16 protein-coding genes are annotated in these 14,849 nt (G+C 44.9%); 14 read left to right on the top strand and 2 right to left on the bottom strand.

The window, feature by feature from the left end:
• Positions 1 to 4 precede the first annotated feature (4 nt).
• The gene (locus AC1RJL_RS06375) at positions 5 to 481 is read right to left on the bottom strand and encodes an RDD family protein (protein ID WP_492912066.1); all 477 of its coding nucleotides are present in this window, start codon (positions 479 to 481) and stop codon (positions 5 to 7) included.
• Between the two features lie 11 nt (positions 482 to 492).
• Positions 493 to 1,389: an adenylate/guanylate cyclase domain-containing protein gene (locus AC1RJL_RS06370; RefSeq protein WP_492912064.1), complete on the bottom strand. Its 897-nt coding sequence runs from the start codon at positions 1,387 to 1,389 to the stop codon at positions 493 to 495.
• Positions 1,390 to 1,643: 254 nt separating this feature from the next.
• Here AC1RJL_RS06370 and recA point away from each other — a divergent pair, with 254 nt between their 5' ends.
• The 14 genes from recA to rpoS all read left to right on the top strand — a co-directional run bounded on the left by recA (position 1,644) and on the right by rpoS (position 14,791).
• A complete protein-coding gene (recA, locus tag AC1RJL_RS06365) occupies positions 1,644 to 2,690 on the top strand; it encodes a recombinase RecA (RefSeq protein ID WP_492912062.1) in 1,047 nt (348 codons plus the stop codon).
• A 213-nt stretch (positions 2,691 to 2,903) separates the two neighbouring features.
• On the top strand, positions 2,904 to 3,479 hold the full coding sequence (locus tag AC1RJL_RS06360) for a DUF4136 domain-containing protein (protein ID WP_492912060.1): 576 nt from the start codon (positions 2,904 to 2,906) through the stop codon (positions 3,477 to 3,479).
• Between the two features lie 19 nt (positions 3,480 to 3,498).
• Positions 3,499 to 4,008 carry a regulatory protein RecX gene (locus tag AC1RJL_RS06355; RefSeq protein ID WP_492912058.1) on the top strand — a complete coding sequence of 170 codons (510 nt, stop codon included), beginning with the start codon at positions 3,499 to 3,501 and terminating at the stop codon, positions 4,006 to 4,008.
• A 224-nt stretch (positions 4,009 to 4,232) separates the two neighbouring features.
• Complete coding sequence (gene pyrG / locus AC1RJL_RS06350) at positions 4,233 to 5,852, top strand: CTP synthase (protein ID WP_492912056.1); 1,620 nt, start codon at positions 4,233 to 4,235, stop codon at positions 5,850 to 5,852.
• Positions 5,853 to 5,928: 76 nt separating this feature from the next.
• Positions 5,929 to 6,780: a 3-deoxy-8-phosphooctulonate synthase gene (kdsA, locus tag AC1RJL_RS06345; protein WP_492912054.1), complete on the top strand. Its 852-nt coding sequence runs from the start codon at positions 5,929 to 5,931 to the stop codon at positions 6,778 to 6,780.
• 57 nt (positions 6,781 to 6,837) lie between these two features.
• Positions 6,838 to 8,127, top strand: a complete 1,290-nt coding sequence (eno, locus tag AC1RJL_RS06340; RefSeq protein WP_492912052.1) for a phosphopyruvate hydratase — start codon at positions 6,838 to 6,840, stop codon at positions 8,125 to 8,127.
• A gap of 90 nt (positions 8,128 to 8,217) precedes the next feature.
• Entirely contained in the window at positions 8,218 to 8,496 is a 279-nt protein-coding gene (locus AC1RJL_RS06335; protein ID WP_435782472.1) for a septum formation initiator family protein, read from the top strand.
• A 47-nt stretch (positions 8,497 to 8,543) separates the two neighbouring features.
• Complete coding sequence (ispD, locus tag AC1RJL_RS06330) at positions 8,544 to 9,257, top strand: 2-C-methyl-D-erythritol 4-phosphate cytidylyltransferase (RefSeq protein ID WP_492912049.1); 714 nt, start codon at positions 8,544 to 8,546, stop codon at positions 9,255 to 9,257.
• A 56-nt stretch (positions 9,258 to 9,313) separates the two neighbouring features.
• Positions 9,314 to 9,787 (top strand): 2-C-methyl-D-erythritol 2,4-cyclodiphosphate synthase, encoded by a 474-nt coding sequence (ispF, locus tag AC1RJL_RS06325; protein ID WP_492913440.1) that lies wholly within the window; start codon positions 9,314 to 9,316, stop codon positions 9,785 to 9,787.
• A 64-nt stretch (positions 9,788 to 9,851) separates the two neighbouring features.
• The gene (locus AC1RJL_RS06320; RefSeq protein ID WP_492912047.1) at positions 9,852 to 10,793 is read left to right on the top strand and encodes a YheT family hydrolase; all 942 of its coding nucleotides are present in this window, start codon (positions 9,852 to 9,854) and stop codon (positions 10,791 to 10,793) included.
• 13 nt (positions 10,794 to 10,806) lie between these two features.
• Positions 10,807 to 11,793, top strand: a complete 987-nt coding sequence (gene truD / locus AC1RJL_RS06315; protein ID WP_492912045.1) for a tRNA pseudouridine(13) synthase TruD — start codon at positions 10,807 to 10,809, stop codon at positions 11,791 to 11,793.
• Positions 11,794 to 11,903: 110 nt separating this feature from the next.
• Entirely contained in the window at positions 11,904 to 12,578 is a 675-nt protein-coding gene (locus tag AC1RJL_RS06310) for a protein-L-isoaspartate(D-aspartate) O-methyltransferase (RefSeq protein WP_492912043.1), read from the top strand.
• 236 nt (positions 12,579 to 12,814) lie between these two features.
• Positions 12,815 to 13,636: a peptidoglycan DD-metalloendopeptidase family protein gene (locus AC1RJL_RS06305; RefSeq protein ID WP_492912041.1), complete on the top strand. Its 822-nt coding sequence runs from the start codon at positions 12,815 to 12,817 to the stop codon at positions 13,634 to 13,636.
• Between the two features lie 150 nt (positions 13,637 to 13,786).
• Complete coding sequence (gene rpoS, locus AC1RJL_RS06300; RefSeq protein WP_492912039.1) at positions 13,787 to 14,791, top strand: RNA polymerase sigma factor RpoS; 1,005 nt, start codon at positions 13,787 to 13,789, stop codon at positions 14,789 to 14,791.
• Positions 14,792 to 14,849 lie beyond the last annotated feature (58 nt).

The following is a 14,849-nucleotide window of genomic DNA, read 5'->3' as shown; positions in this document are numbered from 1 at the left end:
CCGATTATTTTTTTACTTCTTTTACAAGCAGCAATGTCCGTGTTTTGCTGATTTTATCATGCAATGTTTGGCGTTCGGGGTTGGTGTACATCAGCCAATAGCCGATGCCTAACAGACAGAGCGAAAATGGAGCGCAGAGAAAGCGAATAATACATTGCGTATAGCTTGGGCAATTGAGGTCGTCATTATTGACGACTTTCATTCGCCAGGTTTTCATTCCCAGTGTTTGCCCTGATTTATGCCAAAAATAACAAAAGAAGTAGCCGATCGTTATTATCCAGCCGACAAAAACGACTACACCGAATGCTCCCCAAGTGATGCGTTCTCCTGTTGCAGGCACTCCTTTAATGGCTACGTTAATCCCGGTCATAATTGCACCATATAAAATGCTGATAGCCATGAGTAGCAAGCTGTCGTACACCATCGCTGCAAATCGGCGCAGCAACCCGGGAGTTGAGTATTCGATTGTTGTTGTATCCATGACGGGTAATTTCACACTCTGAAATGCAGCGCCCAAGGCGTAGTGGCGGTAACGATTTGACCAAGGCCAATGAATCCCTGGCCTTGTAAAGGCAATTCTTCCCGGCGCAAATAAATCGGCGCCTGCTCATCAACATATACGTAGGTGCCATTGGTTGAATGATCGACCAATACATATTTGCCGCGACGAAATTCAATGTGGCAGTGTTCACGCGAGGCAAACTCAGTTTCGATCAGCAGTTGTGATTTGTGCGGGTCGCGCCCGATCTGAAAAGGGGTTTGTTCCGGTAACAAGCCGATGGTGCGGTCATTCAACACCAATTCTAATTGAAATTTATCAACGAAACGGGTGACATCGTGAATGGGCATTACCATCGTAGCGCGGTTGTCTTTCCCCGAGTGCTCCCACTCCAGGCGATAGATCAACGTCTTCTCGGTTTCGCCTTTAATGTTGATGCGATCAAACATTTGGCAATCGTGGCGCAAGGTGCTTCCAAGCACATCTACAACGGATTGTGTGAGTACAATCTGATTGGCGCGGGCAATGCGCGCAACACACGCGGCATCGTTAACCCTATCGCCAAAAACATCATTGGTGGTAATTAGTACCTCGCCATAAGCGATTCCGATGCGTATCCCTAAATCCTTGAGGCGAGGTTCTTTAATGCTGCGTTGTTGAATGGCAATGGCGGTTTCGCAGGCCTGATTGACCTCCGTAAAACGCGCCATAATTTCATCGCCGATTGTTTTAACCAGCGTTCCTTCGTGAACAATGGTCAGTGCTGTCATAAAATGCACAGCTTCATCAATAATCGCTTTGGCTTCTTCGTTGCCCACCCGCTTATACAGCGCCGAACTTCCGGAGACGTCGGCAAACATAATGGCTTGGTGTTGGCTGTGTTGGCTCATGTTATCCGATGACGTTCAGGCGGCTTAATGGGGGCACATGATAAGCGCTTTAGCTAAACGTTGAAACATTACTTTTCAGGCTATAGGCACGAGGAATAAGCAACTACTGTATAAATTGCTAGTACTGTTTGCGCATACAGTTTTTTCGTGTATGCTATCACCAACAAAGTGTGGAGTTAGCCTTACCGCATGGCAAAAATAGATAGTTAAAAGATTTCATAAACTGTTTTCATTATTTTATGTTGAGGTGTCAGATGGATGCGAATAAAGAGAAAGCGCTGCAGGCCGCATTAAGCCAAATCGAACGTCAATTTGGTAAGGGTACTGTGATGCGTATGGGCGACAAAGAACAAGTCGCCATTCCTGCAATTTCTACTGGTTCTCTTGGCCTTGATGTCGCTTTGGGAATTGGCGGTCTGCCTAAAGGCCGTATCATCGAAATTTATGGCCCTGAATCTTCCGGTAAAACAACCCTCACTTTGCAAGTGATCGCAGAAGCCCAGCGCGCTGGCGGCACTTGTGCATTTATTGATGCTGAACATGCGCTTGATCCTATTTACGCTTCTAAATTGGGTGTTAATGTTGAAGATTTGATTATTTCCCAGCCGGATACAGGCGAGCAAGCATTGGAGGTAACCGATATGTTGGTGCGCTCCGGTGCTGTTGATGTATTGGTTGTAGATTCGGTGGCGGCTTTGACTCCGCGCGCGGAAATCGAAGGTGAGATGGGGGATCACCACGTAGGTTTGCAGGCTCGTCTGATGTCGCAAGCGTTACGTAAAATTACCGGTAATATCAAAAATGCCAACTGTTTGGTGATCTTCATCAACCAAATTCGGATGAAGATTGGCGTGATGTTTGGTAACCCCGAAACAACAACTGGTGGTAATGCACTTAAATTCTATGCCTCGGTGCGCTTGGATATCCGTCGCATCGGCGCTGTAAAAGAAGGTGAAGAGGTTATCGGTTCTGAAACCCGTGTGAAAGTGGTAAAAAACAAGGTTGCACCTCCTTTCAAGCAAGCTGAGTTCCAAATTCTTTATGGTTCAGGTATTAACCGTATGGGGGAGATTGTCGATTACGGTGTGAAGCTGGGGCTTATTGATAAGGCGGGTGCCTGGTATAGCTACCAAGGGAACAAAATTGGTCAAGGTAAAAACAATGTAATGAAGTTTTTGCAAGAGAATCCGGTTATCTCCAAAGAGTTAGAGCACAAAGTAAGAACGGAACTCCTTGCAACTCCAGCACTCTCACTTAGTCCAGGCGGCAATAATGAAGTGACTGAAGATGCAGAAATCTAGTTACCTTTAAAAGATAAAAAAAGCCTTCGTTATCCTATTGGTAGCGGAGGCTTTTATGGTTAAGCGCAATTGCTTGCATCCGCTAACGCCGCTCACTATGCTGTATGTATTAATGTGAAATGCAGTTTGAATTTCACATAAAATCAAGGGGATGGTAATTAAGTTAAAGTAGTGTCCCTTTAATCAAATTAATGTGAATTGGTGGGGTGGATAATGAAACGGTTTGGTTGGTTTTTGGTTGTGATGAGTGCATTGATATTCTCTGGTTGCACCACCCAGCCGCAGGTAGAGACAGATCATCAGGCAAATTTTGATTTTTCATCGTTGAAGACATTTCAGGTTGCTGAAACAAAGCAGGATGCTAAGGAAAATATTCTGATATCGCCTTTCACATTAAGCCATATTCATTCTGCTTTGGAAGGTGAGCTAACTAAGCGTTATCAGAATGCAGCATCAGGTGCGAAACCAGACTTCATCGTGAACTACCATGTCGTAATTGAAGAAAAAATTGACCCTCGCAGTTATAACGATATCTATGGTTACGGATATTTTGGACGTGCTTATCGCTATCCCTATCCCTCGCCATTCTTTTACGGGCCTGGTGCTGGTTTGCGCGTATACAATCAAGGTAGCCTGATCATTGATATCGTTGATGCTAAAACCGAAAAACCAATTTGGCGTGGCGTTTCCGAAAAACGACTGAGTCGCGGTATGGCTCCCCAACAACAGCGTCAGGTGTTAAGCCAAGCGGTGAGCGAAGTTATCGCCCAATTTCCTCCGGTTAAGTAAGATTGAGATATGATTTTAAATGGCCGCTGATGCGGCCATTTTTATTGGAGTTCAGTTCATGCAGCAAGAGCAGCCCAAACTATCTGATATTCGCTTCAGCGCTATGAGTTTATTGGCCATGCGTGAGCATTCTGCAAAGGAGTTAAAAAATAAGCTGGAGCGCAAATTTGAGAATCCTGAACTCGTTGAAAGCGCAATCGTCGGGCTAATTGAGCAGAATCTACAATCAGATGAACGATTTACCCAAGCGTTTGTAACCATGAGACGGCGGCAGGGTAAAGGACCGCTAGTCATTAAGATGGAATTGCGCGAAAAAGGGGTGCCGGCGGAGTTGATTGCGCAATTTATCGACGATTCGGATGAGCGTTGGTGCGAGCTGGCATATGAGGTCAGGGATAAAAAGTTTCGTGGCTCGGCTCCCTCTGATCAGCGCGAACGAGCGAAACAGATACGCTTTTTACAATCTCGCGGTTTTTCCAGTCATCATATCCAAGCTGTATTTAAGCCCATAACCAATGAAGATTGGTAAAGATAAGCTCCATTTCGTCACCAACTTCCAATTTTTCCCGGTGAGGGTATTCCCGCTTGAGATCTTGCGCCCTAAGGTGGACGAGCTTTTCATTGAGCCGAAAAGGCCTTTCTGTTACTCTGGCGCCCCGTCCTGAACGATAAATCCCCCTGCCTCGCAACGAGTGCTGCTGTTGGCATTTATCTCCAATCCGCTCCGCATTTTTCACAGTAATCAGGTTTTACATGACGCGCTATATATTCGTAACTGGTGGTGTTGTTTCCTCATTGGGCAAAGGCATCGCCTCGGCTTCCCTGGCGGCTATCCTCGAGGCTCGCGGCCTCAAAGTCACCATTATGAAGCTCGACCCCTATATCAACGTAGATCCGGGTACTATGAGCCCCTTCCAGCATGGTGAGGTGTTTGTTACGGAAGATGGCGCCGAGACAGACCTGGATTTAGGGCACTACGAGCGTTTTATCCGTACCAAAATGACTCGGCGCAACAACTTCACTACCGGTCGTGTTTACGAGACTGTATTGCGCAAAGAGCGCCGCGGTGATTATTTGGGCGGTACCGTACAGGTTATTCCGCATATCACCGATGAAATCAAACGCCGCATTCTTGAAGGTGGTCGCGACGTAGATGTTGCGCTGGTAGAAATTGGCGGCACGGTAGGTGATATCGAATCCCAACCGTTCCTCGAAGCTGTGCGCCAATTGAAAGTAGAAATGGGTTCGCGTGCGTTGCTAATGCATTTGACATTGGTGCCTTACATCGCCACTGCTGGCGAAACCAAAACCAAACCTACCCAGCATTCGGTAAAAGAGTTGCGCTCAATTGGTTTGCAACCTGACATTTTACTGTGTCGCTCAGAGCGACTGGTTGACGAAGATTCCCGTCGCAAGATTTCATTATTTACCAACGTGGCAGAACGCGCCGTTGTGCCGCTTCCTGATGCGGACACTATTTATTCAATCCCACGCTTGTTACAAAGTTACGGCCTTGATCAAATCGTTGTCGAGTTGTTGGGGCTGCAATGTCCTGTCGCTGATTTGAGTGAATGGGATAAAGTTGTAGAAGGAAAACTGAATCCGGTTAACGCAATCACTATTTCCATGGTCGGTAAATACATGGAGTTGCTGGATGCTTACAAATCATTGATTGAAGCCTTGACCCACGCCGGAATCCATACACATACCAAAGTAAACATTAACTATATTGATGCCGAGCGTGTGGAAAACGAAGGTGTAGGAATTCTAAAAGATGCCGATGCGATTTTGGTTCCAGGCGGTTTTGGCGAGCGCGGTGTAGAAGGCAAGTTAATGGCAGTGCAATATGCACGTGAAAATAAAGTACCTTATCTCGGAATTTGTTTGGGCATGCAATCCGTTGTTATCGAGTTTGCCCGCAACGTCCTGGGATTGAAGGGTGCCAATTCTACTGAATTTGATCGCAACTCTCCGCATCCGGTAATTGGTTTGATTACTGAATGGATCACATCTGACGGTGAGGTGGAGAAGCGCGATGAATCTTCTGATCTCGGTGGCACTATGCGTTTGGGTGCACAAGAGTGCCGGTTGGTTTCAGGCTCAAATGTACGTAAAGTCTATGGTGCTGATGTCATTGTTGAACGTCATCGCCATCGCTATGAAGTTAACAACAATTATGTTGATCAATTGCAAAAAGCAGGTTTGAAAATCGGTGGTTGGTCTGCTGATGATACCTTAGTTGAAATGGTAGAAATTCCTGATCATCCGTGGTTTGTAGCCTGTCAATTCCACCCGGAATTTACGTCTACACCGCGTGATGGGCATCCTTTGTTCACCGCATTCGTGAAGGCTGCGCTGGCAAATAAAAAGTAGTGTAGGGGCGCAATTGATTGCGCCCTTTTCACGTAGGCTGGTTACTGATTCTAAAATTATTCTGAAAGGAATACATGTGTCTCAACAAATAGTAAAAATTGGCAATCTCACTGTGGGAAATTCATTGCCGTTTGTATTGTTCGGCGGTATGAATGTGCTTGAGTCGCGCGATATGGCAATGCAAGTTGCAGAGGCCTATGTGCAAGTAACCCAAAAATTAGGTATTCCCTACGTTTTTAAAGCCTCTTTTGATAAGGCTAATCGTTCTTCCATTCACTCCTATCGCGGTCCGGGCATGGAAGAAGGGTTAAAGATTTTTCAGGAAATCAAACAAACATTTAATATTCCTGTCATCACTGATGTACATGAAATTGACCAATGCCAGCCTGTAGCTGAAATTTGCGATGTTATCCAGTTGCCCGCATTTCTCGCTCGTCAAACAGATTTGGTGGTTGCCATGGCCAAAACTGGCGCAGTGATTAATATCAAAAAGCCCCAGTTTTTAAGCCCCGGCCAAATGAAAAACATCGTTGAAAAGTTTGGTGAATGTGGCAACGATAAAATTATCCTTTGCGATCGTGGTACCAATTTTGGTTACGATAATCTGGTAGTCGATATGCTTGGCTTCCGCACTATGCGTGAAGTGAGTGGTAATGCTCCGGTGATTTTTGATGTAACGCATTCATTGCAATTTCGTGAATCAAAAGATAGCGCTTCCGGCGGTCGCCGCCATCAGGTTGCTGAATTGGCGCGTGCCGGCATGGCGGTCGGTTTGGCAGGTCTGTTTTTAGAGGCACATCCAGATCCGAATAATGCCAAATGCGATGGTCCAAGTGCTTTACCGCTCGATAAATTGCAACCATTTTTGCAACAGATGAAAACGATTGATGATGTGGTGAAAAATTTTCCACCACTCGATATTCAGTAATTAAACGCATTTTTTGTAAAACATATTTTTTGTAGAAACACACTCTGGAGAAAACGAATGACCAAGATTGTTGATATCAAAGCGTTTGAAATTTTGGATAGCCGTGGCAACCCAACGGTAATGGCCGAGGTGATTTTGGATGATGGTTCCGTAGGTTCGGCAACTGCTCCGTCAGGCGCCTCTACTGGTTCACGCGAAGCGTTGGAATTGCGCGATGGCGATAAGTCCCGCTATTTAGGCAAAGGTGTCCTGAAGGCTGTTAACAATATCAACACAACTATTAAAAATTTGGTAGTAGGTTTTGATTCGCTTGATCAACGCGCTCTTGATAATGCAATGATCAAAGCGGATGGCACCGATTTCAAAACCGTATTGGGCGCGAACGCTATTTTGGCTGTGTCCTTGGCAAATGCTAAAGCTGCTGCGATCTCCAAAAAAGTTCCGCTTTATGCACACATTGCAGATTTGAACGGCACTCCAGGTAAATACTCTATGCCAGTTCCGATGATGAACATCATCAACGGTGGTGAGCACGCTGACAACAACGTAGATATTCAGGAGTTTATGGTTCAGCCTGTAGGCGCCAAAACTTTTGCTGAAGCTTTGCGCGTTGGTGCCGAGATTTTCCACACCCTGAAAAAAATCCTGCACGACAAGGGCTTGAGCACTTCAGTAGGTGACGAAGGTGGTTTCGCACCAAACCTTCCGTCTAACGAAGACGCGCTGAAAATTATCGCTGAAGCTGTCGAGAAGGCTGGTTATAAATTGGGTGACAACGTAACCCTCGCTTTGGACTGCGCTTCAACTGAATTCTATAAAGATGGCAAATATGATTTGGCTGGTGAAGGGCGTGTATTCACCACCAATGAATTCTCTGACTATCTGGCGGATTTGGCTGCCAAATACCCAATTATTTCTATCGAAGATGGTAAAGACGAAAGCGATTGGGCAGGTTGGGCAGATTTGACGCAAAAGATCGGCCATAAAATCCAATTGGTTGGTGATGACCTGTTCGTAACCAATACCAAGATTTTGAAAGAAGGTATCGAGAAGAAAATCGCTAACTCTATTCTGATCAAATTCAACCAAATCGGTTCTTTGTCAGAAACTCTGGATGCGATCAAAATGGCGCAAGATGCAGGTTATACTGCAGTAATCTCTCACCGTTCAGGTGAAACTGAAGATACCACTATCGCCGACTTGGCTGTAGCAACTGCTGCTGGTCAAATCAAAACGGGTTCTCTATGCCGTTCAGACCGCGTTTCCAAATATAACCGCCTGCTGCGTATTGAAGCAGAATTGGGCGCTGCTGCTCCTTACAAAGGTCGTGCAGAATTCAAGTCGTAAGATGATAGTGAAAACAAAGGTCGAATATTCGGCCTTTGTTTTTAATGATAATAAAATTGTTATTAATGTTAAAAAGACCGCACGAATGTTATGAAATGGTTGCTGGGTGTACTGATAATATTGCTTGCCGCACTGCAATACCGTTTGTGGGTCGGTGATGGCAGCTTGGCCCAAGCGCATCGTTTGGAAGCCGATATCAAACTACAGCAAGCAGAAAATGATCGTATGCGCGAACGCAATCGCATTCTGGATGTAGAAGTAGAAGAATTAAAATCTGGTCTCGATACAATCGAAGAGCGCGCGCGCAATGATATCGGCCTGATCAAAAAAGATGAAACTTTTTTCATGATTTTGGATGAAGAACAGTAGTTTCCAATGACTACATTTATTAACTGTCCAATTTCGAAAATATCCTCATGAGTCATTCAAGTCCCTCTCAAACTCCCGCTTATTGGATCGTTGTACCCGCCGCAGGTGTAGGTGCACGAATGGGCAGTACTTTTCCTAAACAGTATTTACCGCTTGCGGGAAAAACAGTTATTGAATATACATTGGAGCGATTGCTCGCCTTGCCCAATGTTGCAGGCGTATACCTGGTATTAAGTGCTGGGGATCGTTATTGGGATGATTTAACTCTGGCACAAGATAAGCGCATTCGTCGCATTGATGGTGGTAATGAGCGCTGTGAGTCTGTATTGAATGCACTTGCACACCTGCAAAAAACGGCATCACCTGATGATTGGGTTCTTGTACATGATGCGGCTCGTCCTTGTGTGCATGAACACAGTGTTTTGAAGTTGATCGATGAAGTAAAGAATCATCCGGTTGGCGGGATTCTAGGTGTGCCGGTAAGCGATACATTGAAACAGGTTAATAGCTCGATAATACAATCAACAGCAGATCGCCAATTTTTATGGCAGGCGCAGACGCCGCAAATGTTTCGAATGGGTTTGCTGCATAATTGTTTACGCAAAGCTCTGGCAGACGGAAAAGTAATTACTGATGAGTCGTCGGCCCTGGAGTGTTATGGTTATCAACCTCTAATGGTCCAGGGACGAAGCGATAATATTAAAATTACACGCCCGGAAGATTTGGCAATTGCTGCAATTCTCTTGCAACAACAAGCTTAATCCATTTATTTTTTCATTATTTATTATCTATATAGTTACGGAATTCAAATATGTCTATGCGTATCGGTCATGGTTATGATGTCCATGCTTTTGGTCCTGGTGACAAAATTGTCATTGGTGGCGTTGTTATTCCGCATCATCACGGTTTGATAGCGCATTCTGATGGCGATGTGCTTTTGCATGCACTGTGTGATGCTTTACTTGGAGCTGCAGCCTTGGGCGATATAGGCAAACACTTTCCCGATACCGACATGCAATATCGTAATGCAGATAGCCGCTCATTGTTGCGCATGGTTTATGCAAAAGTAGTGCAGCTTGGCTGGAAGCTCGCTAATGCCGATCTAACGATAGTGGCACAGGCACCACGCATGGCTAATTATATCTCATACATGGTCGAAGCGATTGCTGCTGACCTGCAAGTGAAAATAAATCAAATTAATGTTAAAGCAACCACAACAGAGCGTCTTGGATTTACTGGGCGTGAAGAAGGCATTTCCTGTTATGCCGTCGTTCTGCTGGAAAAAGCATAAATAAATTTATTGAATAGGGATTTTCATGCCGGTAATTTACTCCGATTTTCGCTCGCCCTGGTGGATGCTGAATGGTGATTTGCAAACGCAATTGCCAGTTCTATTGCGTCGAATCAATTTGGTGGCACAGCCATTAGTTATTCCAACTGCTGATGGGGATGAACTGAGTGCAAGTATATATTTTTCTGCCGATAAGCCTCAAAAAACGCTATTAATTCTTTCGCATGGATTGGAGGGAAGCAATAAGCAGCATTACATATTGGGTATGGCAAAAACAGCACTGGCGTCTGGTGTCGCTGGTGTGGATGTCGACGTGCTCGCATGGAATTTGCGCGGTTGCGGACAACCTGAAAACAAAACCGAGAAGTTATATTTTGCAGGATCGTCACAGGATTTTGATTCAGTAGTTAGTTGGGCTGAACGCAATGGTTACACGGATATTTATCTTGCTGCTTATTCATTAGGTGGGAATATCGTTCTTAAATGGTTAGGGGAGCAGGGCGCTCATGCGTGTGTGCGTGGAATTAAAGCTGTGTGTGCCGCATCTGTCCCTATAGATTTAAAAGCATGTGTAACCACTTTGGATCGTTGGCAAAACATCGCCTATCGCATTTATTTTGTGACCAGTATGAAATGGCGCTTGAAGCGTAAAGCATTGCGATTTTTTGGAAATGTTGATTTATCTCGTTATGGGCAGGTCAACAGTTTTTATTCATATGATGAAATATATTCTGCTCCGCTGAATGGTTATGCAAATGCGGCAGAGCTTCATACGGCAGCGAGTGCCAAGGCTTTTCTCGATAAGATCGAAGTACCTTGCTTGTTGGTAACGGCAAAAAATGATCCTTTCCTCAATGCAGATTGCATTCCGCAGGCCCTGGCAGAGCAGCATCCATTACTAACATTGGAGATTGCCAGTTCTGGTGGACATGTTGGTTTTTTAAGTAATCGCCTTGAGTGGTGGCTGGATACACGGTTTTTGAATTTTTTTAAATCACTTTCATAATGCAGGCACTGTTTTGACAGAGTTTTCTTTGGATTTTCCTCGGGCTTATGGTCCGTTAACCGCATCCGCTATTTTTCGTGCGCAACCTGAAGACTTTCAAGTTGATGAAAATTTAGGGTATGTCCCTTCCGGTTCCGGTGAGCATGTTTTTTTACATATCTGTAAACGAGGTGAAAACACCGCATGGGTCGCAAGCAAGATTGCCGAACTTGCCAATGTAAATGTAACTGATGTGGGGTATTGCGGACGCAAGGATCGACATGCGGTAACCGCACAATGGTTTAGTGTTTATCTTCCCAAAGCACCCGAACCAGAGTGGGGATTGTTAAATACAGAATCCATTCAACTTTTATCAGTATCACGACATCAGCACAAATTGCGTCGAGGCGAGCATCAACAGAATAGCTTTGTGATTCGTTTGCGCAATGTGCAAGTAGAAAATCGTGATTTATTACAGCAAAAAATCGAGTCAATTTTTGTACTGGGCGTACCTAATTATTTTGGTGAGCAGCGATTCGGGTTAGGTGGAAATAATCTCAATGAAGCGGATGCTATTCTTGTGGGTGGAAAGCGCTATCGCGATAAACAAAAGCGAGGGTTGATGTTATCTGCTGCCCGTTCCTATTTATTTAACCAAGTGCTGGCAGCGCGCATCCTGGCCAATAATTGGACCAGCTTACTTGCTGGCGAAATAAGCTCGCAGCCTTCCGGTCCTCTATGGGGACGCGGACGTCCATTGGTTTCGGCTGATTTACTCGAGTTGGAACACATTGCGTTGGCAGATTGGGCGAGTTGGTGTGATGGTTTGGAGCATGCGGGTTTATCGCAAGAGCGTCGCGCATTGCAGTTATTGCCTCGTAACTCTGCATATTCATGGGTTAATGATGATTTGATTTTGCAATTTTCATTGGATGCCGGTGAGTTTGCTACAGCGGTTCTACGCGAAATCGCAGTATTGCAGCAGTATCAGGCAGATGAGGTACCGCTTGATTTGGCGTAGCGGGAAACCTGGTGACGCTATGCTATAGTTGCTACTTTGGTTGTTTGAGTGCCATTCGGGCCGTTAGTTTTTTATTTTTAGCACAATGATAGAAACAGGAGAAAATCTGAATGACTAACTTATTGATGCAAGGTGTAGGTATGACCTCGCTACGCACCCGTGAGCGTCTCATTCAGCGTTTGCGTGACCAGGGAGTGACTAACATGCGTGTATTGGATGTGTTACTCAACACTCCACGGCATATTTTTCTTGATGAAGCTCTTGCTCACCGCGCTTATGAAGATACTGCTCTTCCTATCGGTCATGGCCAAACTATATCCCAGCCTTATATTGTTGCGCGAATGACCGAAATATTGCTTGGTGCAGCGGGTGGGAAGTTGAATAAGGTGCTGGAAGTAGGCACAGGCTCTGGTTACCAAACCAGTGTTTTGGCGCAATTGATTCCCCATGTCTATAGTGTGGAGCGTATAAAACCGCTGCAGGATAAGGCGCGTGATCGTCTACGCCAAATGGGATTGCGCAATGTCCAATTGCGCCATGCTGACGGTGGCTTTGGTTGGCCAGAAGCGGGGCCTTATGATGGTATTTTGAGCACTGCGGCACCCCAAGCCGTTCCCGATGAACTATTAAAGCAACTTGCTCCGGGTGGTGTATTAGTCATTCCAGTCGGTGGGCGAGAACAACAGTTGTATTTAATTATCCGTGACGGTGAGATGGATAATTTTGTTACCCGAATAATCGAGCCTGTTAAATTTGTTCCTTTCCTTTCAGGCACTTCGCGTTAATACTTAATCTTAAATCTAGAACTTGTTGATTTAAGATGTGTCTGTAATCAAGAAGTATCAATTTTGGTTTAGAAAAGTGCGCAATCATTGATTGGATCAATGTTTTTATCTTTTTAAAACCCCTTTTTGTGCATTTTTTTATAAAAATATTAGATAATTTTAAAATAAATTTCTAATATTTAGTTCTAAATCGTATAAGAGAGATCAAAAAACAACCATAGCTCTTGAGTGATTCCATGCCGGAAGCGTCATCTGATTACCAGCTTAAAGTGTTTTGGGTGTTCAAAATATTGATCGCTCTTGTGGTCCTTGCTTCCTGTGCTTCTCATTCACCAGCGCCTGTCTACGATAAGTCCCAGAGTTTTGCCAACCGGCCGAAAACCCACATTGTAGCGCCCGGAGATACTTTGTTTTCAATTGCATGGCGATACGGTTTAAAGTATGAAGCGCTCGCCAAATATAACGGAATTAGTGCTCCTTACATTATTCGCCCATCACAAGTTATTCGCCTGGATATGATAGGGAATACTTCAGCTACTTCCTATAGCCAGCCTGGTAACAGAACAAACGGTACTAATCCAACGCAGGGTGCGGCAGTGGCATCTATGCCTAAAAACAATGTTGATCGTAAAGAAAATAAAACAGCCATGCCCGCCCAAACTAATAAAAATTCTGCCAGTTGGAGTGCACCACAATGGCACTGGCCAGTGAAAGGAGTCGTACTGTCATCATTTCAGGGCAACAATGGTTTAAATAAGGGTATTGATCTTGGGGGCAAATTGGGAGAGCCTGTGCTTGCTGCAGCGGCTGGACAGGTTGTTTATTCTGGCACTGGCCTGCGTGGATACGGCAAGTTACTTATCGTTAAGCACAATGAAATTTTCCTTAGCGCCTACGCCCATAATGATAGGTTGTTAGTAAAAGAAGGTGATTTCGTTAAAGCTGGGCAAATAATTGCCGATATGGGTTCGAGTGGTACCGATAGAGTAAAGCTTCACTTTGAAATTCGCCGCGATGGTACTCCAGTAGATCCTCTGAAGTTTCTGCCGCGACGCTAACTAAAGTGTCACACTCATGAGTTACAAAAGGTGCTTGTGAGTAATATCTCCAAACATATGGCATCTATGTTAGAGGTACAGCTTGGGCGAGCTGGATGACTTATAAAAAAAGCCAACCGGTTAAATAAAAATTGATTAAGGGGCTGAAAAATGACTTTACAAAATAGGGATTCAACCACATTTGATCGCGATGATGCATTCATCGCACCGGATGGCGAATTGGATGATGCAGAGCTGCTGTTGGCTGAAGAAGATGATGAATTGCCCAAACCTTCTTCGTTAAATGTAAGCGAACGAATTATCGATGATAAGTATAATAAAACGCTTGATGCTACCCAAATTTATCTTAATGAAATCGGATTTTCCCCCCTGCTAAGTGCAGAAGAAGAAGTCTTTTTTGCACGTAAGGCTTTAAAAGGTGATGAGGCCGCGCGCAAGCGCATGATCGAAAGTAACCTTCGTCTCGTTGTAAAAATATCCCGCCGTTATGTGAATCGTGGTTTGGCTCTGCTCGATTTAATCGAAGAAGGCAACCTCGGGTTGATTCGTGCGGTTGAAAAATTCGATCCGGAACGCGGTTTCCGTTTCTCAACCTATGCGACTTGGTGGATCCGTCAGACCATTGAGCGCGCAATTATGAATCAAACGCGCACTATTCGTTTGCCGATTCACGTGGTCAAGGAATTGAATATTTATCTGCGCGCAGCTCGTGAGCTTTCGCAGAAGTTGGATCACGAACCGACTCCGGAAGAAATTGCCAACCTGTTGGAAAAACCTGTTGCTGATGTTGAGCATATGCTTAGCTTGAATGAGCGTGTTACTTCAATTGATGCGCCCATTGGTAATTCATCTGATCGTGCGATTGTTGATACTATTGCTGATACTCAGGTTTCTGATCCTGCTGCACTTTTACAAGATGCAGACCTGACCACCAGCCTTGATCATTGGTTGGATGAGCTAACCGAAAAACAGCGCGAAGTATTGGCGCGTCGTTTTGGTCTGCGTGGTTATGAGGTCAGCACATTGGAGGAAGTGGGGCTTGAGATTGGTTTGACGCGCGAGCGCGTACGTCAAATTCAAGTAGAGGCATTAAAGCGTTTGCGCGATATTATGGAAAAACAAGGTTTGGATAGTGCCGCTTTGTTTAGTGCGTAATATCTCCAAGCTAAAAAGTCTCGAATAAAAAGGCGACATAGTCGCCTTTTTATTGTGT

It is taken from the genome of Cellvibrio sp. GW822-FHT04B05, assembly GCF_058800985.1.
The sequence above is the reverse complement of the archived record's forward strand: the minus strand, read 5'-3'. Positions and strand labels throughout refer to the sequence as shown.